General features: G+C 71.9%; 24 protein-coding genes. 12 read left to right on the top strand and 12 right to left on the bottom strand.

Annotated elements, in window-relative coordinates:
- Nucleotides 1-482: 482 nt before the first annotated feature.
- The 4 genes from AB0F72_RS36175 to AB0F72_RS36160 are packed head-to-tail and all read right to left on the bottom strand — an operon-like array spanning nt 483 to nt 3,562.
- On the bottom strand, nt 483-1,391 hold the full coding sequence (locus tag AB0F72_RS36175) for a YhjD/YihY/BrkB family envelope integrity protein (protein ID WP_360441523.1): 909 nt from the start codon (nt 1,389-1,391) through the stop codon (nt 483-485).
- Nucleotides 1,388-1,801, bottom strand: a complete 414-nt coding sequence (locus AB0F72_RS36170) for a hypothetical protein (protein ID WP_360441520.1) — start codon at nt 1,799-1,801, stop codon at nt 1,388-1,390. Before AB0F72_RS36170 ends, AB0F72_RS36175 begins: the two co-directional genes overlap by 4 nt.
- Nucleotides 1,801-2,211 carry a hypothetical protein gene (locus AB0F72_RS36165; protein ID WP_360441517.1) on the bottom strand — a complete coding sequence of 137 codons (411 nt, stop codon included), beginning with the start codon at nt 2,209-2,211 and terminating at the stop codon, nt 1,801-1,803. Before AB0F72_RS36165 ends, AB0F72_RS36170 begins: the two co-directional genes overlap by 1 nt.
- Nucleotides 2,212-2,245: 34 nt before the next feature.
- Nucleotides 2,246-3,562, bottom strand: a complete 1,317-nt coding sequence (locus AB0F72_RS36160) for a diacylglycerol kinase family protein (RefSeq protein WP_360441514.1) — start codon at nt 3,560-3,562, stop codon at nt 2,246-2,248.
- Between the two features lie 114 nt (nt 3,563-3,676).
- Here AB0F72_RS36160 and AB0F72_RS36155 point away from each other — a divergent pair, with 114 nt between their 5' ends.
- The 6 genes from AB0F72_RS36155 to AB0F72_RS36130 all read left to right on the top strand — a co-directional run bounded on the left by AB0F72_RS36155 (nt 3,677) and on the right by AB0F72_RS36130 (nt 7,354).
- Entirely contained in the window at nt 3,677-4,531 is an 855-nt protein-coding gene (locus AB0F72_RS36155) for a M48 family metallopeptidase (protein WP_360441511.1), read from the top strand.
- An 88-nt stretch (nt 4,532-4,619) separates the two neighbouring features.
- Entirely contained in the window at nt 4,620-5,399 is a 780-nt protein-coding gene (gene ppk2 / locus AB0F72_RS36150) for a polyphosphate kinase 2 (protein WP_360441508.1), read from the top strand.
- A gap of 28 nt (nt 5,400-5,427) precedes the next feature.
- The gene (locus AB0F72_RS36145) at nt 5,428-5,670 is read left to right on the top strand and encodes a hypothetical protein (RefSeq protein WP_360441505.1); all 243 of its coding nucleotides are present in this window, start codon (nt 5,428-5,430) and stop codon (nt 5,668-5,670) included.
- Complete coding sequence (locus AB0F72_RS36140) at nt 5,667-6,368, top strand: potassium channel family protein (RefSeq protein ID WP_360441502.1); 702 nt, start codon at nt 5,667-5,669, stop codon at nt 6,366-6,368. The genes AB0F72_RS36145 and AB0F72_RS36140 overlap by 4 nt, the downstream gene beginning before the upstream one ends.
- Before the next feature lie 30 nt (nt 6,369-6,398).
- The gene (locus AB0F72_RS36135) at nt 6,399-6,809 is read left to right on the top strand and encodes a hypothetical protein (protein WP_360441499.1); all 411 of its coding nucleotides are present in this window, start codon (nt 6,399-6,401) and stop codon (nt 6,807-6,809) included.
- The gene (locus AB0F72_RS36130) at nt 6,809-7,354 is read left to right on the top strand and encodes a DUF308 domain-containing protein (protein WP_360441496.1); all 546 of its coding nucleotides are present in this window, start codon (nt 6,809-6,811) and stop codon (nt 7,352-7,354) included. The genes AB0F72_RS36135 and AB0F72_RS36130 overlap by 1 nt, the downstream gene beginning before the upstream one ends.
- A 270-nt stretch (nt 7,355-7,624) precedes the next feature.
- Here AB0F72_RS36130 and AB0F72_RS36125 read toward each other — a convergent pair whose 3' ends face one another.
- Nucleotides 7,625-7,786: a hypothetical protein gene (locus AB0F72_RS36125; protein ID WP_360441494.1), complete on the bottom strand. Its 162-nt coding sequence runs from the start codon at nt 7,784-7,786 to the stop codon at nt 7,625-7,627.
- 18 nt (nt 7,787-7,804) lie between these two features.
- Between AB0F72_RS36125 and AB0F72_RS36120 the strand changes: the two genes are divergently transcribed.
- Nucleotides 7,805-8,110, top strand: coding sequence for a hypothetical protein (locus tag AB0F72_RS36120; protein WP_360441491.1), 306 nt, complete (start codon nt 7,805-7,807; stop codon nt 8,108-8,110).
- Between the two features lie 363 nt (nt 8,111-8,473).
- Here the strand turns inward: AB0F72_RS36120 and AB0F72_RS36115 are convergent, their stop codons facing one another.
- The 5 genes from AB0F72_RS36115 to AB0F72_RS36095 all read right to left on the bottom strand — a co-directional run bounded on the left by AB0F72_RS36115 (nt 8,474) and on the right by AB0F72_RS36095 (nt 13,537).
- Nucleotides 8,474-9,817: a dipeptidase gene (locus tag AB0F72_RS36115; protein ID WP_360441488.1), complete on the bottom strand. Its 1,344-nt coding sequence runs from the start codon at nt 9,815-9,817 to the stop codon at nt 8,474-8,476.
- The gene (locus AB0F72_RS36110; protein ID WP_360441485.1) at nt 9,814-10,233 is read right to left on the bottom strand and encodes a hypothetical protein; all 420 of its coding nucleotides are present in this window, start codon (nt 10,231-10,233) and stop codon (nt 9,814-9,816) included. The genes AB0F72_RS36115 and AB0F72_RS36110 overlap by 4 nt, the downstream gene beginning before the upstream one ends.
- A complete protein-coding gene (locus AB0F72_RS36105; RefSeq protein WP_360441643.1) occupies nt 10,230-11,699 on the bottom strand; it encodes an APC family permease in 1,470 nt (489 codons plus the stop codon). Before AB0F72_RS36105 ends, AB0F72_RS36110 begins: the two co-directional genes overlap by 4 nt.
- Before the next feature lie 5 nt (nt 11,700-11,704).
- Nucleotides 11,705-12,208 carry a DUF2231 domain-containing protein gene (locus tag AB0F72_RS36100; protein WP_360441483.1) on the bottom strand — a complete coding sequence of 168 codons (504 nt, stop codon included), beginning with the start codon at nt 12,206-12,208 and terminating at the stop codon, nt 11,705-11,707.
- A gap of 78 nt (nt 12,209-12,286) precedes the next feature.
- Complete coding sequence (locus AB0F72_RS36095; RefSeq protein ID WP_360441480.1) at nt 12,287-13,537, bottom strand: threonine/serine exporter family protein; 1,251 nt, start codon at nt 13,535-13,537, stop codon at nt 12,287-12,289.
- Nucleotides 13,538-13,682: 145 nt separating this feature from the next.
- On the opposite strand from AB0F72_RS36095, the gene AB0F72_RS36090 reads away from it, so the two are divergent.
- From AB0F72_RS36090 to AB0F72_RS36075, 4 genes are all read left to right on the top strand, one after another.
- Nucleotides 13,683-15,191 (top strand): MFS transporter, encoded by a 1,509-nt coding sequence (locus tag AB0F72_RS36090; protein WP_360441477.1) that lies wholly within the window; start codon nt 13,683-13,685, stop codon nt 15,189-15,191.
- The gene (locus tag AB0F72_RS36085) at nt 15,188-16,297 is read left to right on the top strand and encodes an aminopeptidase P family protein (protein ID WP_360441474.1); all 1,110 of its coding nucleotides are present in this window, start codon (nt 15,188-15,190) and stop codon (nt 16,295-16,297) included. The genes AB0F72_RS36090 and AB0F72_RS36085 overlap by 4 nt, the downstream gene beginning before the upstream one ends.
- Nucleotides 16,294-17,274, top strand: coding sequence for a hypothetical protein (locus tag AB0F72_RS36080; protein WP_360441471.1), 981 nt, complete (start codon nt 16,294-16,296; stop codon nt 17,272-17,274). Before AB0F72_RS36085 ends, AB0F72_RS36080 begins: the two co-directional genes overlap by 4 nt.
- A gap of 158 nt (nt 17,275-17,432) precedes the next feature.
- Nucleotides 17,433-19,868, top strand: coding sequence for a LuxR C-terminal-related transcriptional regulator (locus tag AB0F72_RS36075; RefSeq protein WP_360441468.1), 2,436 nt, complete (start codon nt 17,433-17,435; stop codon nt 19,866-19,868).
- Nucleotides 19,869-19,876: 8 nt separating this feature from the next.
- On the opposite strand, the gene AB0F72_RS36070 is transcribed toward AB0F72_RS36075, so the two are convergent.
- Both AB0F72_RS36070 and AB0F72_RS36065 read right to left on the bottom strand, forming a co-directional pair.
- On the bottom strand, nt 19,877-21,616 hold the full coding sequence (locus tag AB0F72_RS36070; RefSeq protein ID WP_360441465.1) for an ABC transporter ATP-binding protein: 1,740 nt from the start codon (nt 21,614-21,616) through the stop codon (nt 19,877-19,879).
- A complete protein-coding gene (locus AB0F72_RS36065; protein WP_360441462.1) occupies nt 21,613-23,286 on the bottom strand; it encodes an ABC transporter ATP-binding protein in 1,674 nt (557 codons plus the stop codon). The genes AB0F72_RS36070 and AB0F72_RS36065 overlap by 4 nt, the downstream gene beginning before the upstream one ends.
- Before the next feature lie 92 nt (nt 23,287-23,378).
- Here AB0F72_RS36065 and AB0F72_RS36060 point away from each other — a divergent pair, with 92 nt between their 5' ends.
- Nucleotides 23,379-24,248: a DUF559 domain-containing protein gene (locus tag AB0F72_RS36060; protein WP_360441459.1), complete on the top strand. Its 870-nt coding sequence runs from the start codon at nt 23,379-23,381 to the stop codon at nt 24,246-24,248.
- Nucleotides 24,249-24,750 lie beyond the last annotated feature (502 nt).

Genomic DNA, 24,750 nt, shown 5'->3' with positions numbered 1-24,750 from the left:
ACGCCAGCCGTAGCACATGCCTGAGCTACGGCCGGGCCACGCCAGCCGTAGGCCAGAGCGGCTATCCGGGCTTGATCACATGCCTGAGCTACGGCTGGGACGGCGCATTCCAAGATCGGCGAGGTGGGAGGTGGGTGCGGCCACCGCTGACCAGTCGCCAGGCCCCCGGGCCGCCAGGTCTTCGTTGAGGTCCTATTTCCGCTGACTCGAGGGCTCGGTATGCCACCTCGCGACAGCCGTGTAGCGGAGTTTCCTTGATTAGCCAGCGGGGTCAGCACTGAGCGCCAGCCGACCCACACCACTCCACGATCGGCATCCGGCAGCGCCACCTCACGTCCCGAACAGACGCCCCGCGACCGATCCCTCCGAACCCCGCCGATTCCACGCGATGTCACGGTGGGCTACCGCATCGGCGGAGCGCTGCTGCTTTGCGTCATTCTGTGGGGCACAGAGCGTCCGTAGCTTTCCGCGAAGCGCGGCCTTCACCCCGGATGCCGCCACGTGTAAGCCACCCGATCCCCCCGCACCCGTTCCTGCTCGCGCGCCAGCAACTCCATGGCCCGCCGGTCGGCGGCCGCCGGCCGCGCCGTGTCCAGCGCCCTCGGCCACAACCGGGCGTGCCGCACCACGGCGATCTCGGCGGCGAACACCAGCACGTTGCTCAGCAGGTACAGCAGGGTGAACGCCCCGGCCACGGTGGCGAACGCGCCGTAGACCCGCCCCGCCCGCCGGACCAGCTCCGGCAGCACCGAGGCGCCCAGGTTCAGCATCGCGGTGACGGCGAGGGCGCCGATCGCGGCGGCCGGCCAGAGTTTCGCGACCGGCGCCGGGCGGGCCAGCAGCAGCTTCGCCACCAGCAGGAGCATCAGGAAGGCGATCAGGCAGGAGCCGATCAGCGCCGCGGCGGGGGAGAGCCAGGCGGCGGCGGCCACGGCGAGCAGGCCGGCCAGGATGACCAGGAGGCCGGCGAGGACCCGGAGGTAGCGGGAGATCATCCCGCGGTCCCGGAACGGGACGCCGGCGAGGTGGTTGAGCGTCTCGTAGGCGGAGAAGACGACGCCGGTGCCGGAGAAGAGCAGCCCGATCACACCGGCGACGAGCGCGACGGACGACTCCGACATCTGCGCGATGCCGGCTTCGATGTCCTGTTGCAGGGCCGGTGGGACGAGCGCGGCCACCAGCTCCTGCCGCAGCTCGGGCCGGCGGACCAGCAGCTGGCTCACGATCGCCACCCCGAGGAGCAGCGTCGGGAAGAGACTGAGGAATCCGTAGTAGGTGATCAGGGCGGCCTCCCGGGCGCCCCGATCGTCGAGGTACTTGCGGATCACCGCCCAGGGAAAGCCCAGGACGGTGTGCCGCCGTTGCAGGTCGTCGACGCGGCGGAGGATCACTTCCCCTGCGCGTCCGCCACCTCGGCGCCGTGCCGGGCGATCGCCCACATCACGAGGACGGAGAGCACCAGCCCGATGCCCGACCAGATCGGGTGCTGGGCGAGGAACAGGAAGTCGACGATCGCGATCAGCAGGGCCAGCTGGAACGCCACGATCCGGGCCCAGAGCCGGCCGAGGAACAGGGCGGCGCCGGTGATCACGGCGAGCGCGCCGAGCGCCATGTGCAGCAGGCCCAGGGCGGTCAGCGAGATCGGCAGCAGCAGGTTGCCACGGGTGCCGGCCAGCACCTCGGGACGGCCCAGCGCCAGCGATCCGATCAGCAGGTGCACGGTGCCGAGCAGGACCAGGGCGATGCCGCCGAAGAGGACAAGGGCGACCCAGCCGGTGGCGCGGCTCTCCTCGACTTCCATCAACAGCTCCCCGAGATCGCTTCGCGCAGGGCACGGGCGCTGTCGCCGACCGCGGTGATCGCGGTGCGCACGGCCGCGAACGTGGCGGCGCCCGGTTCGGCCCGCGCGCTGTCCACACTGGCGGAAAGCTGGTCGACGGTGGTGCGCAGCTGGTCGGCCTGCGGCTTGAACTGCGCCTGCGCGTCGAGGACGAGCTGGTTGAGCTGATCGAGGAGCTCGGTGACGTACGGGCGGACCGCGGTCAGCCCGTTCTCCGAGACGTTGGCGTTGCGGATCTGGGTGACCGTGTTCTGCACTGTCGCAAAGCTCTCGCATACTGCCGGGGCGTTCGCCTCGGCGCCGGCACAGCCGCCGGTGCCGAGGACGGCCGCCGCCAGGATCGCGGTGAGTATCCCGGGGTTACGTGTCATACCGCGAGGATGCCGCCGTGTGGTCCCTGTTACTTCACCCGCGCCGGATGAAGGCCAGGTGACGCAGCCGGGCCCAATCCAGTTCCGGCGGTGGCGGCGGGACGCCGGGACGGTGGCGGGGCACGCGTACCCGCAGCGCCCCGGGCCGGATCTCGCAGCACACCGGGGTCGGCAGCACCACCGACTCGCCGTCGATCCCGACCGGCACGGCGGGCCGGTCGGCGTCGATCACCACCTGACCGGTGCTGCGGACGGTGAGCGAGCGGGCCCGCCCGCGCCCGCTGATCAGCCCGGCGGCGTCGGCGGCGTTGCGCACGGTCACCGCCAGGACGCCGAGCACGCCGCCGTCGAGCCGGTATCGGCGGCCGAGCCCGGCGATGTCGTCAGCCGCGTAGGGGTTGTTGCTGACCAGCACGGCCTGCGGCCCGGTCACGGTGGTGCCGTCCACGGTGAGGCGGAGCCGCTCGTCGGTGCCGGCCAGTGCCCGCGGCAGCAGGTCCAGTGTGGTTCCGATCTTGTCGTCCCGGTAGGCCGGGCTCTGCACGATCGACGCGTAGGCGCCGAACGACGCGTTGTTCACGAACGTCCGGTCCCCGATCAGGCCCAGGTCGATCCGCACCTCGACGCCGTCGGTGAGCGCGTCCAGGCAGGTCGCCGGATCCTCCCGGTCCAGGCCCAGGTCGAGCGCGAAGTGATTGCGGGTGCCCGCGGAGATCACCAGGAACGGCACGCCGTGCTCCGCCGCGATCCCGGCGACCAGGGCCTGGGTGCCGTCGCCGCCGGCCACGCCGAGCAGGTCGGCGCCGTCACGAACGGCCTGCCTGGCCACCTCGGCCACGTCCACCGCCGGCCCGTCCAGGAGGAACACTCGCGCGCCGAGCGCGCGGGCACGCTCGGCCAGGCGGTGCCGCTCGACCTTCCCGCCACCCGAGCGAGGATTCATGATCAGGTACGGGTGGAGCGGCGCCGGGCTCTCATAGGGAGCCGACTCGCCGTCCCCGGGGGTGGGCGAAGCCAATGCCCTCCTCCCGGCCGTCACCGCGGCCGTCCAGAGCAGTCCGAAGACCAGCACCACCCAGATCAGGTTCGCGCGTGCGAAGAGCACCGCGACGACCAGCGGCGCGAGCACCACGATCACCCCGGCGAGCCAGCGCAGCACCCCGCGATGGGTGAGGAACCACCAGGCGGCGGCGAGCGCGGCGGCCGTGCCGATGACGGCGACCAGCACCAGGAACAGGCTCGCTCGCAGACCGGCGACCGCGAGCACGAGCAGGACGGCCGCCGCGGCGGCGAGGAAAGCGAGGCGGGCCAGCCAGCGCTGGGCCGGGGCGACGGGGTCGGCGAGCTCCATGCCGCAAGCCTCGTGCCGCCGGCCCGCCCCGGCCTCATTCCGGCGGGATGAGGTGCCACCGGCCGCGGTGGCGGATCGTCGGCCGTCACATCCCCCGCGGACAGGAGGACCGTCGTGTCGAGAGCGCCTTCCGGCACCAGGTTGCGACACCCCGCTGAGGTGCCCTTCTACGTCTTCATGGTGGTCCTCAACCTGATCATCATCTGGTTGATCATCCAGGCCGCCGTCACGCTGCCGTTCCTGCCGGAGCGGCTGCGGGACAGCGGGTGGGCCACCGCCGTACGATCCGCCGCCATCGGCCTGCTCCTGCTGATCCCCTTCCTGATCATCATCCGGGAGACGCAGCGCGCGTCGATCCGCGGCACCGCTGTCGAGCTCTCCCCCCGCCAGTACGCCGACCTGTACCGCACCGCCGACGACTTCGCGCACCGGCTCGGACTGTCCCGCCGTCCCAACCTCTATCTGGCGAACGGCAACGGCACCCTCAACGCGTTCGCGGCGCAGGCCACCGGGCACGACTACGTGGTGCTCGCCAACGAGCTGTTCGTGAACCTCTACCAGAACAACCGGGAGGGGCTGCGGTTCATCCTCGGCCACGAGCTCGGCCACATCAAACTGCATCACGTCTCGCTCTGGTACCAGCTCTCGGTCGCGTACTCGGAGCGCATCCCGATCCTCGGCCCGTCGCTGTCCCGCCTGCGGGAGTACTCCTGCGACAGACACGGCGCGCATCTCTGCCCGTCCGGCGCGTCCGGACTGGTCATGCTCGCCTCCGGCCGGCACACCGAGCACACCACCGACGTCGAGGAACTGGTCCGGCAGGGGCAGCAGTTGCGGGGCTTCTGGGTGGAGCTGGCGCAGCTGCCGCAGTCGCACCCGTTCACGGTCCGCCGCCTGGAGCGGCTCTTCCGGCTGGGCCTGCTGCACGCCCGGGTCCGCGGCGAAGCCGAGTCCGGCACCCCGGTCTGACCGGTGGGCGTGGCCTCATCCGTGCGGGGTGACGTGTGGTCACCCGAAGCGGCACACGCTGTGACGATCGGCGAGCGAGGAGGACCGGATGGGTCAGAGGGCTGAACGTGGGCTGCGTCCTTGGCAGGTCGAGCTGCTGAAGCTGCAGGCACACCTCGAGGCCGAGAACCTCCGGATGATCGTCCTCTTCGAGGGGCGGGACGCGGCGGGCAAGGGCGGCGCGATCCGGCGAGTCACCCGGTTCATGAACGAGAAGCACTACCGGGTCGTCGCGCTCGGGCGGCCGACCGAGGAACAGCGCTCGCAGTGGTACCTGCAACGGTACGTGGCGCAGTTCCCGGCCGGCGGCGAGATCGTCCTGTTCGACCGGAGCTGGTACAACCGCGCGATGGTCGAGCGGGTCTTCGGCTTCTGCAGCCCGAAGGAGTACCGCGACTTCCTGCTCGGCGTCACCGGGTTCGAGAAGGACCTGGTCCGGCAGGGCACGATCCTGCTCAAGCTCTACTACAGCGTGACGCGGGAGGTGCAGGCCGCCCGCTTCGAGCGCCGCCGCACCGATCCGCTGCGCCAGTGGAAGCTCAGCGAGATCGACCTGCAGGCCCAGGACCGCTGGGACGACTTCACCACCCACAAGTACGAGATGCTCAAGCGGACCGGCACCCGGGCCGCTCCCTGGCTGATCGTTCGCTCCAACGACAAGGAACGCGCCCGGCTCAACACCATGCGGGTAATCCTCAACGCGGTCGACTACAAGGGACGCGCCCGGAGCCTGGATTTCACCCCGGATCCGGAGATCGTGGTGCCCGGCATCGAGGAGATCGCGCTGATGGAAGCCGAGCGCGAGAACAGCGGCAAGTTCACTGGTTGAGCAGTCCGGCGGAGAGAGGGGGCAGCTCATGCCCGATGCGACATACCAGGTGCGGGTCTCCGGGGTGATCCCCGAAGAGGTTCTCGCGGAGTTACACGATCTCACGGTGAGCGTGGAGCCGCCCGAGACCGTGCTGCACGGCTCACTGCCGGACCAGTCCGCGGTGGTGGGCCTGATCTCCCGGATCCACGGACTGGGGCTGCGGCTCATCGAGGTGCGCCGGCTCCCCCCGGACGAGGATCCGGACGCGCCACCGGGCACGTTGCGTTGAAAAGCCCTCCGGCGCGCGGCGGGTACGGCGCCGTGCTGGTGATGATCCTGGCGACCTACGTGCTGGCGCTCCTCGCCGGGAACCGGTGGATGGTGGCGCTGCTCCTGTTCGTGCAGAGCTTCACGGTGTGGCACGTGCTGCGGGTCGCCGGTGCCCGCGCGGGTTTCCGGCGGGCCGCAGCGCTGGTCTTCCTGCTCGCGCTCGTGACGGCGGCGCTCAACCTGTTCGCCGAGCAGTCCCCGCTGATCGGCTGGACGTTCTCGGCGGCCAGCGCGCTCTACTTGCTGGCGCCCTATCCGATCGTCCGGCATCTCGGCCGCCGGGACCAGGTCGACCGGCAGACAGTGCTGGGGGCGCTCGCCGCGTACCTGTTGATCGGTATGGCTTTCGGGTTCGCCTACGAGTGCCTCGCCGCATTGCAGCCCGGCCCGCTCTTCGGCGCCCAGGGCGACCCGGATCTCGCCGACGCGCTGTTCTTCAGCTTCGTCACGATGACCACTACCGGGTACGGGAATCTGGTCCCGGCCGGCAATCCGGCGCAGAGCGTCGCGGTGCTCGAAGCGCTCGTCGGCCAGCTCTTCCTCGTCACGGCGGTGGCGAAGGTGGTGGAGAACTGGCGGCCCCGGCGCTGGCGCCAACCGGATGCCGAGAAACGTTCATTCACCGGGGATGACGCGCCCGACACCGGCCCGTCGTGAGCATGTCCCATGAATGGAAAGGAGCACCGGATGTCGGATACCCGGACCCACCCCGAGGCCGAACCCACGATCTGGCCCGGCCTCGTCGTCTTCAGCGGAATGATGCTGCTGATCCTCGGCGGCTTCCAGGCGATCGAGGGCATCGTCGCGATCACCCGGGACGAGTACTACGTGACCACCAGCTCCGGCCTGGGGCTCACCCTCGACTACACCGTGTGGGGCTGGACGCATCTGACGCTGGGGCTCGTCACGATCGCGGCCGGGATCGGGGTCTTCTACGGCAAGACGTGGGCGCGGGTGATCGGCATCGGCGTCGCCGGCGTCAGCGCCCTCGGCAACCTGCTCTTCCTGCCGGCCTACCCGGCCTGGAGCGTCATCATCATCGGCACCTGTGTGCTGGTCATCTACAGCCTCGCCGTGCACGGCCGGGAGGTGCGGTGATGGACCACTCGCGTTCCTGGCACTGGGCCCGGCTCGTCCTCGGCGTGGCAGCCATCGTGCTCGGCATCGTCGCGTTCTCCTGGCCCGAGGCCACCCTGCGGGTGGTCGGCTTCCTGTTCGGCCTCAACCTGCTGCTGATGGGCGTGACCCGGATGCTGCTGCTGCTCTTCTACGCGCCGAACCACCCGGTGCTCTACCGGGTGCTCGGCATCCTGCTCAGCCTGCTGGTCGCCATCGTCGGCCTGCTCTGCCTGCGGAACATCGTTGCCTCGCTGGCGCTGATGCTGGTGCTGGTCGCGATCGGCTGGATGCTGGACGGTCTCGCCGAGATCTTCGTGTCGCTCGGCTCCGGCCGCGACGGCGGCGGATGGCGGATCGGGCTCGGCCTCGTCACGGTGCTGGCCGGTATCGCGATCCTGGTCTGGCCGAACATCGGACTGAACGCGTTCCTGTTCATCGGCGCCACGGCGGTCATCTTCGCCGGGCTGCTGCTGGTGATCAGCGCGATCTCGGGACTGCGCGGCGCCCGTACCGTAACCGCCTGATTGTGATCCTTTCAGCCCGGCAGAATACGGCGAATGGCCTGCGGAAACGCAGGCCATTTTCCTTTTGGTGTTGAGCCCAGAACGTGGCCGCCGGGAAACTACGCCTGTCTCAGGATGAGGTGGCTCTGCTCGACTCCGCTCACGCCACCTCGGAATGAACTACAGGCAGCGCTCGTCGGCCGCGGAATGCCGATCGTGCGGCCGAGCATCTGGCCGATCAGCAGGAGGCCCGTCGGGTCTGCTCGGCGGGCCTCGTGCCTCTGTGCGGCGTCAGGCCCAGGTGGGGTTCTGGTGCTTCTCCGCGAGCGGAACCGCCCAGAGGGGGAGACGCTCGACGATGTACTCACCGAACTCCGCGTCGCTGCCCCCAGCATTGATGTTGTTCCGGTCGTTGTCGAAAATCTCCCGTAGACCGGGCTGCTCGGCCGTCACCGTCTTTCCGAGTTCTTCATGCAACTGTGGCGACCAGGGGACACGGCCCAGGAGAGCGTCAACGGCTTCGCTGTCGTCAGGATCGATCGGTTCGCTCACGGTATTCCGCCTTCTCTCGGGGACAGCATCGGCACCATCATCGTGAAGGCGCTGCCGCAGCCTTCACGGGGGGCGGCGGCGGGCCGTGGGCCGACGGCCTTCACCGAGCAGTCCGGTGCGGCGGGCGATCTCCTCGACGGTCCGATCACCGGTCTCGAACAGAGTGCACGCCATGCGCAGCCGGGCGGTGATCAGCCAGGCGTGCGGGCTGGTGCCGAGTTCTGACGCTGTTGGCTAAAACCGCCGCCCGGTAGTGCGCGCCGATGCGGCCGTGTGTCACGGTCGGTTGCCGGTGACCGTGGAGCGCTATGGGGTCTGCGTCATCCTGCGGGGCCTGGGGCGTCCGCGGGTTTCCGGAAAGCGCGGCGTTGACCGCGGATGCCGGCACGCTGGGTGACAACGGTTCGCCCGGCCTGGCTGGACGACGACGGCCGGATCCGCAAGCTCGAGGTCAACTTCAGCGTGCTGCACGACCAGGTCACGCGGAGTCGTCTGGTGAGCCGGAAGGGCTGAAGGGCAACAGCAGCAGGAAGCGGGTCCGGACCCCCACGCCGGACCCGCTTCCCTGTGCCCGCACTCCTATCCGCGCTACCGCTGGAGGCTGTACCGCTTCAAGAAGTGGGCCTCGGCGAGCGCCAGACGGGCGATCTCACCGGGATCCACGCTCTCGTTGGGGGCGTGGATGAGCGCCAGCGGCTCCTCCACGCCGATCAGGATGATCTCCGCATCCGGGTAGGTCCCGGCGAAGACGTTGCAGAGCGGGATCGAGCCGCCCTGACCGAGAGTGGTCATCTCCCGGCCGAACGCCTCGAGCATCGACGCGGCGAGCGCCCGGTACGCCGGGCCGCCGGTGCGCGCCTCGAACGGCTGGCCCAGCGCCTCCGGTTCGACGGTTACCCGCACCCCCCACGGCGCTGCCGCGTGCAGGTGCGCGATCAGCGCGTCCTGCGCCTTCACCGCGTCCGTGCCGGGCGGCACCCGCAGGTTGATCCGGGCCCGGGAGCGCGGCTGGATGGCCGCGGCCGAGCCGACCACCGGTGGGCAGTCGATGCCAAGCACGGTGACCGCCGGACGGGCCCAGAGCATGTCCGAGACCGTGCCGTCACCGAGCAGCCCGGCGTCGCCGACCAGGCCGATGTCCGAGCGGAACTGCTCCGGCGGGTACGGCGCGCCGTACCAGGTCTGGTCGTGCTCCAGCCCGGCGACAGTGGTGTTCCCGGCCGCGTCGCGCAGCGTGGACAGGATCTGGATGAGCGCGGCGAGGGCGTCCGGAGCGGCGCCGCCGAACATGCCGGAGTGCAGCTCGCCGGCGAGCGCCTCGACCGACACCACCAGGTTGACCATGCCGCGCAGGGTGACCGTCGCGGCCGGCACGCCGACCGCTGCGTTGCCGGTGTCGCAGACCAGGATGGCGTCGGCGCGCAGCAGGTCCGGGTGGTGCTCGACGAAGTCCTCGAGCCCTCCGGTGCCCTGTTCCTCGGAGCCCTCCACGATCAGCTTCAGGTTGACCGGCACGTCGTCCCCGAGCGCGCGCAGCGCTGTCAGGTGCATGACGATGTTGCCCTTGCAGTCCGCGGCGCCCCGGCCGTACCAGCGGCCGTTCACCTCGGTCAGCTGGAACGGCGGCGTGTGCCAGGCCTGCTCGTCGAGCGGTGGCTGCACGTCGTAGTGGGCGTAGAGCAGCACGGTCGGCGCGTCCGGCCCGGCGGTCAGCCGCTCGCCGTAGACGGCCTTGCTGCCGTCGCTGGTCTCCCGCAGGCCGAGACCGGTGAAGCCGACCTCGGCGAACCGTTCCACCACCCAGTTCGCGGCCTTCAGGCACTCCTCCGGCGGATACTGCCGGGGATCGGCGACGGACGGGATCGCCACCAGCTCGCCCAGGTCGGTCCGGGCCCGTCCGATCAGCTCCTGGACGCGATGTTCGAGGCTCATGAGGCCACCTTCGCGAACTTGAGGTCGTCGACCACCTGCCGGAACGCCGCCAGCGTGTCCGGGCAGTAGATCGACATGATCAGGATCTGTCCCTGGACCACCTTGGCGTCGGCGATCACCGGCCGCTGTCCCGGTCCGGCCGCGCCGTTGGTCAGCTGCTGGAGCAGGACGTTCCGCCGCAGCGCGTCGCCCGGATCGAGGCATGCCGCCCCGCCGTCGTCACCGAGCACGGCCGCGAGCTGGTCGGCCGGCGGCGCCGCGATCCCGGCCGCCAGCAGCTCTTCCCGGAGCTGCTCGGCCTGTGCTGTGGCTTCCGCGTTCTCCTCGGCGCTGTGGAAGGTGAGCAGCGAGATCACGACGAGCACCATGACCAGGACGCCGGCCGTCACGTACAGGACGGTGTTGTTCTTGATCATGCGACGGCCTCCTCGGACGCGGAGGGTTCGGTCCGCCAGGACGGCTTGCGCAGGCGGAGGAAGAGGTACGGGACGAGCAGGCCCAGCCCGAGCGCGCCGCCGGCGACGACCGCCAGATAGACACCGACGCTGCCGGAGCCGAACTGCGAGGGCGGGATGAACCCGATCAGCAGGGCCGCGAGGGACGCCGCGAAGCCGACGCCGCAGAGGCCGGTGAGCATCGGGGCGCGGTAGCCGCGCGGGTGGTCGGGGTGCTTGCGGCGCAGCCGGACGGCGGCCACGAACATCAGCAGGTACATGATCAGGTAGACCTGCGTGGTGATCACCGAGAAGATCCAGTACGCGCTGGAGACGTCCGGGATGAACGCGTAGGCCAGCGCGATGAGCGTGGTGACCAGACCCTGGGTGACCAGGATGTTCTGCTGCACGCCGTGCTTGTTGAGCTTCTGCAGGAACGGCGGGAGGTAGCCCTCCTGGCGGGAGATCAGCAGCAGGCCCTTGGACGGACCGGCCAGCCAGGTGAGCATGCCGCCGAGCGACGCGGCGACGAGCATGATGCCGAGGATCGGGGTGAGCCACTGCGAGCCGAACGCGGCGAACACCGCGTCGAAGGCCTGCATCACGCCGGCGGTCAGCGACAACTGCTCGGCCGGCACCACCCAGCTGATCGCCAGGGCCGGCAGGATGAAGATGAGCAGCACCAGGCCCATCGACATGAACATCGCCCGCGGGAACTCGGTGCCCGGCTTGCGCAGCGAGCTGACGTGCACCGCGTTCATCTCCATGCCGGAGTACGACAGGAAGTTGTTGACGATGAGCACGAGGCTGGACAGGCCCGCCCAGGCCGGTAGCAGGTTGCTCGCGGTCATCGGGGCGGCCGACTCGTTGCCCTGGCCGAGGAACGCGACGCCGAGGATCACCAGCAGGGTGCCCGGGATCAGCGTTCCGATGATCAGGCCGCCACTGGCCAGCCCGGCCACGCCGCTGGTGCCACGGGACGACACCCAGACACCGGTCCAGTAACAAACCATGATCACGATGGCGGTCCAGACGCCGCTGGACGCGAGGTCCGGATTGATCACGTACGCCAGGGTGCTCGCCACGAAGCCGAGCAGGCTCGGGTAGTAGAAGATGGTCATGGCGAACTGGCACCAGACCGCGAAGAAACCGGCCGGCTTGGAGATGCCCTCGCTGACCCACTTGAAGACGCCGCCCTCCCAGCCGGACGCCAGCTCCGCCGAGACCAGGGCGGTCGGCAGCAGGAAGACGATGGCCGGTACGACGTAGAGGAAGATGCTGGCCAGCCCGTACACCGCCATGGTGGGCGACGGACGGAGGCTGGCCACCGAACTGGTGGTCATCAGCGCCAGCGCCACCCACGAGATGTACGCCACCGCTTTGCCCGTTCCGGGTTTACTCGCCGCTGCGGCCGGCGTGGCTGCCGGTCGTTTCGCGGGCACATCCATTGCGCTCACGCTGCCTCCGTTTCCACGGTTCGGGATCTCGTCCCGGCGGCATCATCAGTGGTCTTGAATGTCTCGCGCCTCATCCCCGGCGAGCGGTTCGGCCCGATGATCCGGCCGCCGTACCAGCCGCCGACGACGGCGGCGGCCAGGCCCAGCGCCTCCAGGGCGACCAGTCCGGGACCGGCCAGCCGATCCTCGCTGCGGACCCGCATCAGGGTGAGCACCGCGAAGAAGATCAGCACGCCGGTGTCGAGCAGAAGGCTGAGGAAGGCCTCCCGGGCGGCTTGCGGTCCGCGGGCGGCGAACGCGTCGAAACCGCCGGCCAGGGCGGCGATCAGGCCACCGGCCAGGCCCGCGAGGAGGTTCCAGAAGGCCAGCGTGCCGACCAGCGGCGGTGCGCCGAGCAGGCTCGCCAGGTCGAAGAGCAGCGCCTGCACGAAGAGCCCGAGCGGGAACATCAGCAGCAGCGGCTGCACCGGGTGGCCGCCGAGGCGGAGTCGGCTCTGCACGATCTCCAGCCTGGACCCCGCCGGCTGATCAGTCCTCACCCCGGGAGGGTGATAGCCCGGCCGAGCGGCTCCCGCAGGTCATCCGGGCCGGACCTTCCGGATCGTCCGGGCCAGCCCGCGGTAGAGCGGGTGCCCGCAGAGCACGCCGAGGGCGACAGCGAGCATCGAGCTGACCGCGCCGACCAGGTCCTCGGCGCCGCGCACCGCGTCCTGCCCGAGGTACTCGGTCATCCCGATCAGGGTGAGCGCGCCGGGCACCAGCAGCCAGAACCCGGGCAGGAACGAGACGAGCGCCGGCGGTCCGGAGGGCAAGCGCTCCACCATGTACGCCACCACGGTCAGCACCACCGCGCCGATGAAACCGCTGAGGTAGCCGCCGAGCACCAGGTTGCCGAAGTACTGGCCGGTCCAGCCGGCGTAGAGCACGACGCAGAGCCACCCGAACGTCCGCGGCGGCCCGGCCAGCATCAGGAAGTTGCCGAGCCCGACGATCAGCGGGCCGATCCACGGCCCCCACCAGCCGAGCGCGCTCGCCGGCACGTCGGCCGCGGCGGTGGGCGGTGGCACGCCGACGAGCTGCGCGGCGCCGAGGATGCCGAACGCGAGCAGCAGCAACTGCATGATGCCCGCCACCAGCCGGCTGGCCCCGGTGATCATCTCGTACGCGGAGAGCTCCACCACGGCCATGGTCAGCATCGCGCCGGGCAGGAACGTCACGAGCGGGGCGACCATGGCGCGCAGGTCGGCGTCGATCCATCCGGAGCCGGCGATCAGGAAGGTGATCGAGGAGACGGTGAGCGCGGCGACCACCGGCATCACCATCTGTGCCGCCGGCCAGCGGACGCCGGCCAGCTTGAAGACGCCGACCAGCACGCCGAAGAGGGCGGCGAGCGCGAGGTCGTTCCAGGTCGGCAGCAGGATCAGGCAGATGCCGGTGGTGAGCACGGCGTGGCCGGTCACCCGGATCACCGGGCCGAAGCGGGGTGGCGCCTTCACCAGGGCGAGGATCCGGCGGCTGCCCTCGCCCGGATCGATCTCGCCGTGCTCGGCGGCCCAGAGGATCCGGTAGAGCTCGGCCGTCTGGTCCAGCCGCAGCCCACCGTACAGTTGCTTGGTCGGCTCCTGGGTGGCCGGGCGGCCCGGCTCGAGCGACACCACCATCAGCGTCGGGAAGACGCTGATCCGGGCCTGCGGAGCGCCGTACGCCGCACCCACCTGTTGCAGGCGGTCCTGGATCTGGGTGACCGCCTCGCCGGCGGCGGTGAGCCCGCTGCCCAGATAGAGCAGGAACTCGAGCAGTTCCTGCTCCGAGGTCGTCGGCTCGGTCATCGCCACCCCCCGGGAATGCCACCTCCGTGAACGCCGCTTCCGTGAACGCCGCCTCCGCGAATGCACGCTAGGCGGATCCGGCCCGGAGGAAATCACCCGGCGCGAGGGATGCTCCGGCCCGGCGCCGGCGGCGACAGTGAGGCACATGTCGACGACCGGTACCGACCGCGCCGCGGGAATCGGTGTGCTGCTGGCGGCCTGCGTGTCCGCTCTCGTGGTCAACGCGAACACCTCGGCGGTCACCATCCTGCTCCCGGCGATCAGCGCGGACCTGAGCGTTCCGGTCGACACGCTGCAGTGGGCGGTCACCGGATACATGCTGGTGGGCGCCGCCGTGATCGTCACCTCCGGCGCGCTCGGCGACGTCTTCGGCCGTCGCCGGATCTTCCTCGGCGGCCTGGTCCTCTTCGTCGCGTCCTGCGCGCTGATCGCGCTCTCGGACGGCGCGGCCGGGGTGATCGGCGGCCGGATGATCCAAGGCGCGGCCGGCTCCACGATCCTGGCCTGCGGGATGAGCCTGCTCTCGGTGGCCTCGTCCGGAGCGGCGCAGATGAAGGCGATCACGCTCTGGGGCGCCGCGTCGGCGATCGGCGCGGCGGCCGGTCCGCTGATCGGCGGCGCGCTCGTCGGCGCGACCGGCTGGCAGGGGCTGTTCTGGCTGGACGCGGCGATCGCGGCGGCCTGCATCCCGCTCACCCTCAGGGCGGTCAGCGAGTCCCGCGACCCGCACCGGCCACGATCGATCGACTGGCTCGGCACCGTGCTCGTCGCCGTCCTCCTGGTCCCGCTGGTGCTCGCGCTGAGCAAGAGCGGCGACTGGGGCTGGCTCTCGCTGCCGACCATCGGCTGCCTGGTGGTGGCGGTCCTCGGCGCGCTCGGCTTCGTGGCCGCCGAGCGCCGGGCCGCCGCGCCCCTGGTCGACCTGCGCCTGCTGCGGAACCGGGTGCTGGTCGGCTCGACCGTCGCGATCCTGCTGGTCGCCGGCGTGCTGAACGCGCTGATGTACCTGTTCAGCCTCTACTTCCAGGATCCGGCCACGTTCGCCATGTCGCCGCTCGTGGCCGGTGTCGCGACGCTGCCGGCCGCCGCCGCGATGATCGCGGTCACGCCGCTGATCACCCCGTTCGCGATGCGGATCGGCCCGGCCCGGGCGGTCGGCCTCGGTTTCGCGCTGGCCGCCGCGGGCGCCGCCGGGATGGCCTTCGTGACCGCCTCCTGGTCGTACGCGGCCTTCGTGCTCCCGATGATCGCGATCGCTGTGGGTCTCGGTGTGGCGAACGGTCCGGCCTCCTCGGCCTCCACCTCGGCCGTGCCCGCCGACCAGGTCGGCCAGGCGTCCGGCATCTCCAACATGGCCCGGTACGTCGGTGGCTCGCTCGCCGTCGCGGGGGCCGCCACCGTCTCCACCGGCGTCAGCGCGAACCGGACCGCCGACGGCGCGTCCACCGCCGACGCCCTCGCGGCCGGGCTGGCCGGGGCGTCCGTGCTGCTCACCGTGATGTGCGCGGCCGGTGTCGCGCTGATCGTGCTGATGCGGCGGCACCGGGCGGAGAAGACGACCGCTGCGCACCGCGCGGCGGCCGCGGCGGGGACCAGCCACACGATCCCGACCCGACCCGTAGAAGCGGCTGTCTCAGGAGGCCCACAGACATGACGTTCACCGCCAAGGACTTCACCCGACGCATGGAGCGGGCACTGTCCCAGGCCGCCGGCGCCGGGCTCACCGGTGTGCTGGTGACGCCCGGACCCGACCTCGTCTACTTCCTCGGGTACCAGCCGACCGCGATCACCGAGCGGATCACCATGCTGGTCCTCGACGCCGATCACGACCCGCACCTGATCGTCCCGATGCTGGAACGTCCGGACGCCGAGGCCGCGCCGGGCGCCACGGCGGTGACGATCACCGACTGGGCGGACGGGTCCGACCCGTACGCGGCCACCGCCCGGTTGCTCGACCCGCTCGGCCGGTACGCGCTCTCCGACTCGGCCTGGGCCATGCACCTGCTCGGGCTCCAGGACGCGCTGCGGGAGACCCGGTACACCTCGATCACCGGCTCGCTGCCGATGCTGCGGGCGGTCAAGGACGCCGCCGAGGTGGACCGGCTCGCCGCGGCGGGCGCGGCCGCCGACGCGGCCTACGAGCAGATCGTCGGCGTACGGTTCGCCGGCCGCACCGAGCACGAGGTCGGTACCGATCTGGCCCGGCTGCTGCGCGAGCACGGGCACTCGCAGGTCGACTTCACCGTGGTCGGGTCCGGGCCGAACGGCGCCAACCCGCATCACGAGATGGGCGACCGGGTGATCCGGGAGGGCGACATGGTGGTGCTCGACTTCGGCGGGCTCAAGGACGGGTACGGCTCGGACACCACCCGGACCGTGCACGTCGGCGAGCCGTCGGCGGCGGAACGTGAGGTCTTCGAGCTCGTCAAGCTGGCGCAGCAGACCGCGTTCGAGGCGGTCCAGCCGGGCGTGGCGTGTCAGGAGATCGACCGGGTGGCACGACGGGTGATCACCGAGGGCGGGTACGGCGAGCAGTTCATCCACCGGACCGGGCACGGGATCGGGCTGACCACGCACGAGCCGCCGTACCTGGTGGAGGGTGAGCAGTTGCCGCTCGTACCGGGGATGTGCTTCTCGATCGAGCCGGGGATCTACCTGCGCGGCCGGTTCGGGGTGCGGATCGAGGACATCGTGACGGTCACCGAGAACGCCGGCCGCCGTCTCAACGGCACCAGTCACGAACTGCGAATCGTCGCGTGAGGGCCGGCCTCGCGCTCGCCCTGGTGGCGGCGCTGACACTGGGTGTGGCGGGCTGCACCGGGGAGGGTGAGGACGGTGGCGGCGTGTCGCTGCCGACCGCGGTGCCCTCGATCGACCGGCCGGAACGAACGACGACGACACAGGCGACGCAGGATTCGGCGCGGACCACCGAGGCGACGCGGGATCCGGAGCGGACCACCGAATCGACGCGGGATCCGGAACGGACCACGGACCCGGCCCGGACCACCGAACCGACCCGGACCACCGAACCGACCCGGACCACGGAGACCGCCGATCCGGAGCCGACCGTGGAGCGGACCACCGACCCGCCCCGGACGACGAGTACCGGCGATGCCCAGCCCACGCAGACGCGAGACACCCCCGGGACGACAGAGCCGGCCGAGACCCGTACCCAGGAAAGTGAGGCCGAGGCGACGCAGTCGGCGCAGGCCGCCGCGCCGGTCTCGGACACCGGCGACACCGGGAGCTTCTGGCCCTGGCTGCTGCTCTTCCTGGCGATCGGGGGAGTGATCGCGGTCGTGGTGATCAGCAGATCGCGGCGGGAGACGGCGTGGGACGGCGAGGGCGGGGTGCTGGCCGCCGAGACGCGCAGTCTGCTCGGGGTGCGCCTGCCGCCGATGCTGACCGCCCGGACCGCGGCGGAGCGGGGGCTGGTCTGGCCGCCGGTCCGCGACGACCTGCTCGATCTCTCCGCCCGCTGGGGGCTGCTGTCGCAGAACGCCCCGGACGGCGAGCGGCACGCGAGCGCCAGTCAGATCGCGGTGCTGCTGCGCGACCTGGTGCCGGCGATCGACGCGGAGAACGAGGCGCTCGCCGCGGGCCGGGACTGGCGGATGCTGCGGCCGCAGGTGGACGCGATCCTGGACGGTCTGGCCGCGGTGATGCAGCCGCGACCGCAGCCGCAGCAGCCGGGGCCGAACCGGCGGCCGCCGCCGACCGAGCCCTACTATGCCTGAGGGATCGATCACCTTGATTGATCTTGTGTCGCCTTGCTGACGGCGATTGACCTGCTCCGATGCGACGATGACGCACTGTGCCATTGGCGTGACGCCCGGGCCCCTCGCCACCGAGAGCCGGTTCACGCAGTCGCGCCCCGACCGAACCCGGGGTGACAATGAGGTCCACGGAGCGGCCCGCCATAGCCGAGCCACACCTGATCCGCCCGCGCCTGCACGCCCTCCTCGACGAGGGCGTGCAGCGCGCGGTGACGACCGTCCAGGCCGGACCCGGCTGGGGCAAGACCACGCTCGTCGCCGGCTGGGCCGGCGGGCAGCCGCGGACGGTGGCCTGGCTGACGCTGGGCCGCCGGCACGCGACGGTCCCGGAGTTCTGCTCGGGCGTCGCGGCCGCGCTGAACGCCGCGTTCCCGCCGGCCGCGGTGGCGGGCCGGTTCGGCTACGTCGCGAACGAGGCGGCCCTGCGACGGCTCGCCGCGGGATTCGGCCGCCCGGTGCCGCTGGTCCTCGACGACCTGCACGCCATCGACGGCTCACCGGCGCTGCGGGTGCTCGCGGCCCTGATCCGTCGGCAGCCGGCCGGGTTGCGGCTGATGCTGCTCAGCCGGAACGAGCCGGACCTGCCCCTGCACGTGCCGCGGGCGACCGGCGGCCTCTACCCGATCGGCGCCGCCGATCTGCGGTTCGACGACGGCGAGGCGGCCGCGCTGGTCGGGCAGCTGCAGCCGGCCCTGCCGGTCGCCGAGATCACCGCGCTCGCCGAGGGCTGGCCGGTGGCGCTGCGGCTGGCCGCCGCCGCGGGTACGGCCGACCCCGGCGAGGTGATCGGCGACTACCTGTCCCGGGAAGTGCTCGCCGGGCAGACCGCGACCGTCCGCCGCTTCCTGACCCGGACCAGCATCGTCGAGGAGGTGAACGAGGACCTCGCCGGGGCGCTGACCGGCGGGGCCGCCGGCCGGCGCATCCTGCCGGCGCTGCAGCGGACCACCGGCCTGGTGATCGGCACCCGGTACCACCGGCTGCTCCGGGCCGAGCTGCGCCGCCGGCTGGAGCGCGAGGCGCCGGACGAGGTGGCCGCGCTGCACGCCCGGGCGGCCCGGTGGTACGCCGGAGCCGGGATGGCCCCGGAAGCGCTGCGGCACGCCGCCGACGCGGAGGACTGGGAGTACCTGAGCCACCTCGTCGTCACGCTCGCCCCGGGTCTCAGCCTCTCGCCGCAGCGGGCCGAGCTCGCCGCGCTGCTCCAGCGGATCCCGCCCGAGCTGCTCCCCACGACCCCGGAGTTCGTCGTCTGCGCGGCCCTGCTGGTGCTCTTCGACGGGGATTTCGGCGCCCTGCCGAGCCTGATCGGCCGGGCCCGGGAACTGCTGCTCCGCCGCCCGCCGGACGAGCGGGTGGTGATCGGCGCCATCGTGGACCTGATCGAGGCGAGCGCGCTGATGCGGGTGACCGGCGACATGCCCGGCATGGTGCTGGCGATCGACCGCATCCTGGACCGGCTGCCCGAGGCCGAGCGGCTGGCCGTGCCGATCGCGGCGGTCGTCCGCGCCGTCGCGACGGTCAACAAAGGGCTCGGCCTGCTCTGGACGCTCCGGCCGGCGGAGGCCCGGCAGCACCTGCACAGCGGTTCCGCCCAGGCCCGTGACCTCGGGTTACTGCTCAGCGCGGTCAACGCGGAAAGTCACCTCGCGCTGATGGCGTACTTCGACGGGAACCTGCGCGAGGCCGAGAAGCGGGCGTGCGCGGCCTACCGCCGGGCCGAGCGCTTCGGCGCCACGGGAACGATCCAGGTCACCGGGGCGTACCTCGCGCTCGCCCTGGTCGAGGTGGAACGGGACCGCCTCGTGGAGGCCCAGGCCGTGCTCCGCGAGGCACGACACTCACAGACCGACCCTGCCGAGGCCACGCTCGCCGTGGTGTCGATGCTGGTGCGGGCACACCTCGCGATCGCGGGCGGCGACCACGTGGCGGCCGCCGCGGCGCTGCGCCAGGCGCGTGACGAGGTGGCGCCGTCGCTGCGGGCGCCGCTGATCGAGCGCTGGCTGGACGCCGTGGAGTGCGAGATCGACCTGCTGGCCGGGCACCCCGCCCGGGTGGTGGACCGGCTCCGCGACGTCCCCGGCCCGTCACCTGCCGAACTGCTCATCCTCGGCCGGGCCTTCCTCGCGCTCGGCCACCGGTCCGAGGGGGAGAACCTGCTGACCCGGGTGACCGAACGGTCCGATGTGCTCTCCGCGGTCTCCGCGTGGATCGCGCTCGCCCGGTCCGCCGAGGCGCGCGGCGACGCGGCACGGTCCACCGCGGCGATGGCCCGGGCCGTCGCCCTGGCCGAGCCCGCGGGCATCACGCGGCCGTTCCGGGCGCTCGGCGCCGAGCACCTGCGCCCGGCCGAGCAGGTGCTCGAACCGCTGACCGAACGGGAGTTCGACGTGCTCCGCTTCCTGCCGTCGGTGCTCACCGCCAACGAGATCGCCGAGGAGCTGGGCGTCTCGGTCAACACGATCAAGGCGCACCTGCGGTCGATCTACCGGAAGCTGGACGCGAGCCGGCGGCGGGAGGCGGTCACCCGCGCCCGCCGGTCCGGCCTGCTCTGACACGGCTCTCAGGAGGTACGCCACGCGCTCCACAGCGTGGCGTACCGGCCGCCGGCCGCGAGCAGTTCCGGGTGGCTGCCCTCCTCGATCACCCGGCCGTCGTCCAGCACCAGGATCCGGTCCGCGGCGGCGGCCTGGGTGAGGCGGTGCGCCACGATCAGGGTGGTCCGGCCCTCGGTGGCGGCGGCCGCGGCTCGTTCCAGGTCGCGAGCGCCGGCACTGCCCGCCTCGGCGGTCGCCTCGTCCAGCACCGCGACCTCCGGGTCGGCCAGGAGGAGCCGGGCCAGGGCCAGCTGCTGCGCCTGGGCGGCGGTGAGCCGGTGCCCGCCCTCGCCGACATGCGTCGCCAGGCCGTCCGGCAGGCTCGCCACCCAGGTCGCGCCGGTCCGCTCCAGCACGGCGGCCAGCTCCGCGTCGGCCGCTCCCGGCCGGGCCAGCCGCAGGTCGTCGGCGAGCGGCCCGGCGAAGACGTGCACCTCCTGGCTGATCAGGGCGATTCGCCGCCGGGTGGCGTGCTCACCCAGGTCGCTCAGGGGTACGCCGCCGAGCTCCACCGACCCGTCGGAAGGCTCGATGATCCCGGCGGCGATGGCCGCGAGCGTGGTCTTGCCGGCGCCGCTTGCGCCGACCAGGGCGACCCGCTCGCCGGGTTCGAGCGTGAGCGTGACACCGGAGAGGACGACCGGGCCGTCCTCGTAGGAGTGCTTGGCCACCCGCACGGTCAGCCGCCCCGGCGTGTGCGGCGGAATCGTCTTCTCCACCGGCACCGGGAGCGACGCGACCCCGACCAGCCGGGCCAGGCTCGCCCCGGCCTGCAGCACCACGTCCGCCTCCATCAGCAGCAGGCCGATCGGGTTGAACAGCCGGTGGAAGTAGAGCGCGGCCGAGGTGGCCGCGCCGACCGTCGCCATGCCGTTGTCGACCAGCAGGAACCCGGCGATCAGCACCGCCGACAGGCCGATCAGCTCGGACATGTTGATCCGGGAGCTGAACCGGGTGTAGAGCGTGAACACGTCCAGCGCCAGGTCCCGGGTGACCCGGGACCGCTGCTCGATCAGCTCGGTCTGCTCCCGCTCCCGGCGGTAGGCCCGGACCGTCGCGGCGCCCTGCAGAGCACCGGCCATCGCCTGTGCCCGCTCCGACGAGGCGACCCGCTCCTTCACGTAGAACGGCATCGACCGGGGCAGGTACCAGCGCAGGCTCAGCGCGTACCCGGGTGCCGCGGCCAGTCCGGCCAGGCCGAGCCGCCAGTCCAGGGCGAACAGGCCGGCCGCGGTCAGCACGATGGAGAGCAGCGCGCCGACGAACATCGGGCCGCCCCCGGTGATCGCGTTGGCGACCACCGCGACGTCGTCGCCGGTACGCGCCACCAGGTCCCCGGTCCCGGTCCGCTCCAGGGTCGCCGACGGCAGGTGCAGCGCCCGGTCCACGACCCGCTCCCGGAGCCGGGCCAGCACGGTCTCCCCGAGCCGGGCGAAGACCGCCGCGCCGGCCGCCGTGAGCAGCCCGCCCACGATCGCCGCCGCCGCGATCACCGCGAGATGTCCGAGCACCTGCTCGGTCCCGGCCCCGGCGATCACGTCGTCCACCAGGCGGCCCAGCACCCACGGCGCGACCAGGCCGGTCGCCGACGCGCCGACGAGCAGCACCACGGCCGCCGCGCTCAGGCCGGGCAGCCGGGCGAACTCGGCGCGGGTCGCCGCCCACGTCTCGCGCGGCGTGGCGGTGGGCAGAAGCATCCGGCTCATCGGAGCACCGTCTCCCGGTAGCGCGGCTGGGCCGCGACGAGCTCGTCATGGGTTCCCTCGGCGACCACCGCGCCGCCGTCCAGCACCGCGACCCGGTCCGCGGCCCGCAGCAGCGCCGGGCTACTGGTGATCACGAGAGTGCCGCGCGTGTCCCGGCCGCGCTTCGCGGCCAGCCGGTCGGCGATCAGCGCCTCGGTGACCGCGTCCACCGCTGTCGTCGGATCGTGCAGGACCAGCACCGGGGGATCGGCCGCGAGCGCGCGGGCCAGCGCCACCCGCTGACGCTGGCCGCCGGAGAGGTTCGCGCCCCGTTCCAGCAGCTCATGATCGAGGCCGGCGGCGACCAGCACGTCCTCGGCGGCGGCCGCGTGGATCGCCGCGGTCAGTTCGGCGTCCGGCTTGCCACCGAGGTTCGCCCGCAGCGTCCCCTCGAAGAGCGTCACGTGGTGCGGTTCGACGAGCACCACGCTCCGGGACCCGGCGATGTCCAAGGTCTCCGCGGGCGCGCCGTCGATCAGGATCGTGCCCCGGTAGTCCTCCCGCGCCACGGTGCCGGCCAGCAGGGCGAGCAGGGCTTCGGCGTCCCGTGCGTCGTAGGCCAGCAGACCGACGATCTCCCCGGATCTGACTGTCAATCCGAGGCGCTCGAGTCCCCCGTACCCGATGCCGGAGAGAACGACGCGCTCCGGAGCCGCCGCCGGAACGCCCGCGTCGCCCGGCCGGATGGCCGGCGGCGCGCCGAGAACCTTGGAGACCCGCGCGGACGACGCCCGTGCCGTCGCGAACAGCTGCACACACCAGCCCAGCGTCTGCACCGGCTCGGCGATGAACTGCGCCAGACCCACCACCGCGACCAGCTCACCGACGGTGATCTCACCGCGCAGCGCGAGCCACCCGGCGACCCCGGTGATCGCGGCCAGCAGCAGCCCGTTCACCGCCGTGGTCAGGCCCAGATGCAGGCCCTTCGTGTTCGCGGTCCGCAACGTCTGCGTCAGCGTGTGCCCACTCGCTGCGGCATACCGCCCGGCCGCGTGATGCTGCGCCCCGATGCCACGCAGCACCCGCAGCCCGGTGACCAGATCGACGGCCAGCGCGGTCGTCCGGGCAAGAGCCGCCTGCTGGGCGTCACTGCGGCGGGTCAGCAGCGGCGCGAGCCGCTGCAGAGCCAAGAGCGCCAGGGGTACGGCGACGAGCACGCCCGCCCCGAGCGGAGGATTCACCACGATCAGCGCGACAGCCGACACCAGCAGCGCGGTGCACGCCGCCGCGGCCAGTCCGACCGCCCGCACCGCCTCCACCGCCTGCTCGGTGTCCCCGGCCGCGACGCTGAGCAGCTCACCGTCACGCAGCCCGGACGTCTGCCCGCGCGGGTCCAGCGCCTTCTCGGCGATCTCCACCCGCAGCAGGTGCGCCTCCCGCTCCGCCGCACCGAACCCGAGCCGAGACCCGAACCGCCAGGCCATCGCCAGCACCGTGAAGAGCACCGTCAGCCCGGCGAGCGAGGCCAGCAGCGCGGTGCCGTCCCCGGTCGCCACCGCCCGGTCGATGATCACCCCGATCGTCACCGGGACCATCGCCTCGGTGGCCTGGTGCAGGCAGAGCAGGGCGACCCCACCCGCGAGCCGGCCGCGGTGACGTTTGATCGCGCGTAGCAGAAGGCTGTCCGTCATGATCCCCACTTCGACAAGTTAGGACAGGCTAACCAACTGGATTGTCCACAGGCTCGCCCCGGGCCGCCACGGATCTGCGGCACCCTGTCCGGATGCCTGCCCCGCTGACCGTGCCGTTCCGAGGCTCCGCCGCGACAGCCGCCGGCCTGCTCACCAAGGGCCAGCTCCGCGGCCCCGCCTGGCAACGTCTGCTGCCTGACGTCTACGCGCACCGTGACCTTCCGGTCGACCACGGGGTCCGGTGCGCGGCAACCGCACTGCTGCTTCCACCGGGCACCGCGATCGGCGGGCTCAGCGCGGCCTACCTGTGGGGCGCCGACCTCGTGCGCCCCCGATCCCCGGTCTCCGTCGTCGCACCCCGCAACGGCTGGATGATCCGTGATCGCCGGATCTCCGCGCACTACACGACACTCGCCGACACCGACCTCACCGTGACCGGCGGCCTCCCCGTCACCACCGTCGAACGCACCGCGTTCGACCTCGGCCGCCGCCTGCCACGCAGCGAAGCCGTCGTCGTCCTCGACGCGCTGCTGCACCGAGGCCTCGACCCCGGCGACGTGTCCGTCCTCATCCGGCAACGCCCCAGGTGGCCCGGGATCGCCCGGCTCGAGGAGGCGCTGCGCCTCGCCGACGCCCGGGCCGAGTCGCCGATGGAAACACGGCTGCGCCTGCTGTTCGGTGATGCGGGCCTACCGGGCGCGCGACCCCAGTGCGAGGTTCGTGACGAACGGGGAAAGCTGGTCGGCCGGGTCGATCTGGGCTGGCCGGCGGCGCGGCTGGCGGTCGAGTACGAGGGTGATCATCATCGTGACCGGGACCAGTTCCGGCGCGATCTGGCCAGGGTCAACGCGTTGCGGCTGGCGGGGTGGACGGTGCTGCGCTTCACCGCCGATGACGTCAATCGGCATCCGGAGAAGACGGCCGGGATCATAGCGGCTGAATTGGCGCGGTTGATGCCGTGACGGGTTGCTGTGGATAACTCGGTGCCTGCGGCTGCGGCGCGTGGGCGTGGGACGAGGCGGCGCTCGCGGCCGGCGGCCGGCTGGCCCGGCTGGTTCGCGGCAGCTTTCACGGCCAGCTGGTCCGGCTGGTTCGGGCTGTTGTCGTGGCAGCTCTCGCGGCCAGCCGGTTCACAGTGCTGTTTGGGGTGCCGATGCGCAGCACTGTGAACCAGCTCGTCGTGCTCGGCTGGTGCTGAGTGCTCTCGGTGAGCGTTGTGACTGCACTGTGCGCCAGCCGAGGTCTGCGGCATCGATGTGTGTGAATTATGGGACAGCGCTGTTGGCTAGCTGGACCAGCTGGTGCTGAGTGCTGTCGGCTTGGCGGGATGCGGACTGCCGAATGCGAACGAAAGCAGCGATGGTGACCAGCTAGACGTGGACTTCGCACATGGTTGTGGACTGCCGTTATAGCCATCGTGGTCGGGTGGGATCGATGTTGAGTAGGGCGAGGAGTTGGGCTTGG

The organism is Actinoplanes sp. NPDC023936 (genome assembly GCF_040639325.1).
In the GTDB taxonomy this organism is placed as follows: Bacteria; Actinomycetota; Actinomycetes; order Mycobacteriales; family Micromonosporaceae; genus Actinoplanes.
Note: the sequence above shows the minus strand (reverse complement) of the source record. Positions and strands in the feature narration are given on the sequence as shown.

Excerpts from the sequence above, each read along its gene's own strand:
- AB0F72_RS36060 (WP_360441459.1), top strand. The coding sequence starts at position 23,379 with ATGCCTGCCCCGCTGACCGTGCCGTTCCGAGGCTCCGCCGCGACAGCC.
- AB0F72_RS36130 (WP_360441496.1), top strand. The coding sequence starts at position 6,809 with ATGGACCACTCGCGTTCCTGGCACTGGGCCCGGCTCGTCCTCGGCGTG.
- AB0F72_RS36165 (WP_360441517.1), bottom strand. The coding sequence starts at position 2,211 with ATGACACGTAACCCCGGGATACTCACCGCGATCCTGGCGGCGGCCGTC.
- AB0F72_RS36170 (WP_360441520.1), bottom strand. The coding sequence starts at position 1,801 with ATGGAAGTCGAGGAGAGCCGCGCCACCGGCTGGGTCGCCCTTGTCCTC.
- ppk2 (WP_360441508.1), top strand. The coding sequence starts at position 4,620 with ATGGGTCAGAGGGCTGAACGTGGGCTGCGTCCTTGGCAGGTCGAGCTG.
- AB0F72_RS36135 (WP_360441499.1), top strand. The coding sequence starts at position 6,399 with ATGTCGGATACCCGGACCCACCCCGAGGCCGAACCCACGATCTGGCCC.
- AB0F72_RS36105 (WP_360441643.1), bottom strand. The coding sequence starts at position 11,699 with ATGGATGTGCCCGCGAAACGACCGGCAGCCACGCCGGCCGCAGCGGCG.
- AB0F72_RS36065 (WP_360441462.1), bottom strand. The coding sequence starts at position 23,286 with ATGACGGACAGCCTTCTGCTACGCGCGATCAAACGTCACCGCGGCCGG.
- AB0F72_RS36120 (WP_360441491.1), top strand. The coding sequence starts at position 7,805 with ATGCAACTGTGGCGACCAGGGGACACGGCCCAGGAGAGCGTCAACGGC.
- AB0F72_RS36115 (WP_360441488.1), bottom strand. The coding sequence starts at position 9,817 with ATGAGCCTCGAACATCGCGTCCAGGAGCTGATCGGACGGGCCCGGACC.
- AB0F72_RS36145 (WP_360441505.1), top strand. The coding sequence starts at position 5,428 with ATGCCCGATGCGACATACCAGGTGCGGGTCTCCGGGGTGATCCCCGAA.
- AB0F72_RS36095 (WP_360441480.1), bottom strand. The coding sequence starts at position 13,537 with ATGACCGAGCCGACGACCTCGGAGCAGGAACTGCTCGAGTTCCTGCTC.
- AB0F72_RS36090 (WP_360441477.1), top strand. The coding sequence starts at position 13,683 with ATGTCGACGACCGGTACCGACCGCGCCGCGGGAATCGGTGTGCTGCTG.
- AB0F72_RS36070 (WP_360441465.1), bottom strand. The coding sequence starts at position 21,616 with ATGAGCCGGATGCTTCTGCCCACCGCCACGCCGCGCGAGACGTGGGCG.
- AB0F72_RS36075 (WP_360441468.1), top strand. The coding sequence starts at position 17,433 with ATGAGGTCCACGGAGCGGCCCGCCATAGCCGAGCCACACCTGATCCGC.
- AB0F72_RS36110 (WP_360441485.1), bottom strand. The coding sequence starts at position 10,233 with ATGATCAAGAACAACACCGTCCTGTACGTGACGGCCGGCGTCCTGGTC.
- AB0F72_RS36160 (WP_360441514.1), bottom strand. The coding sequence starts at position 3,562 with ATGGAGCTCGCCGACCCCGTCGCCCCGGCCCAGCGCTGGCTGGCCCGC.
- AB0F72_RS36085 (WP_360441474.1), top strand. The coding sequence starts at position 15,188 with ATGACGTTCACCGCCAAGGACTTCACCCGACGCATGGAGCGGGCACTG.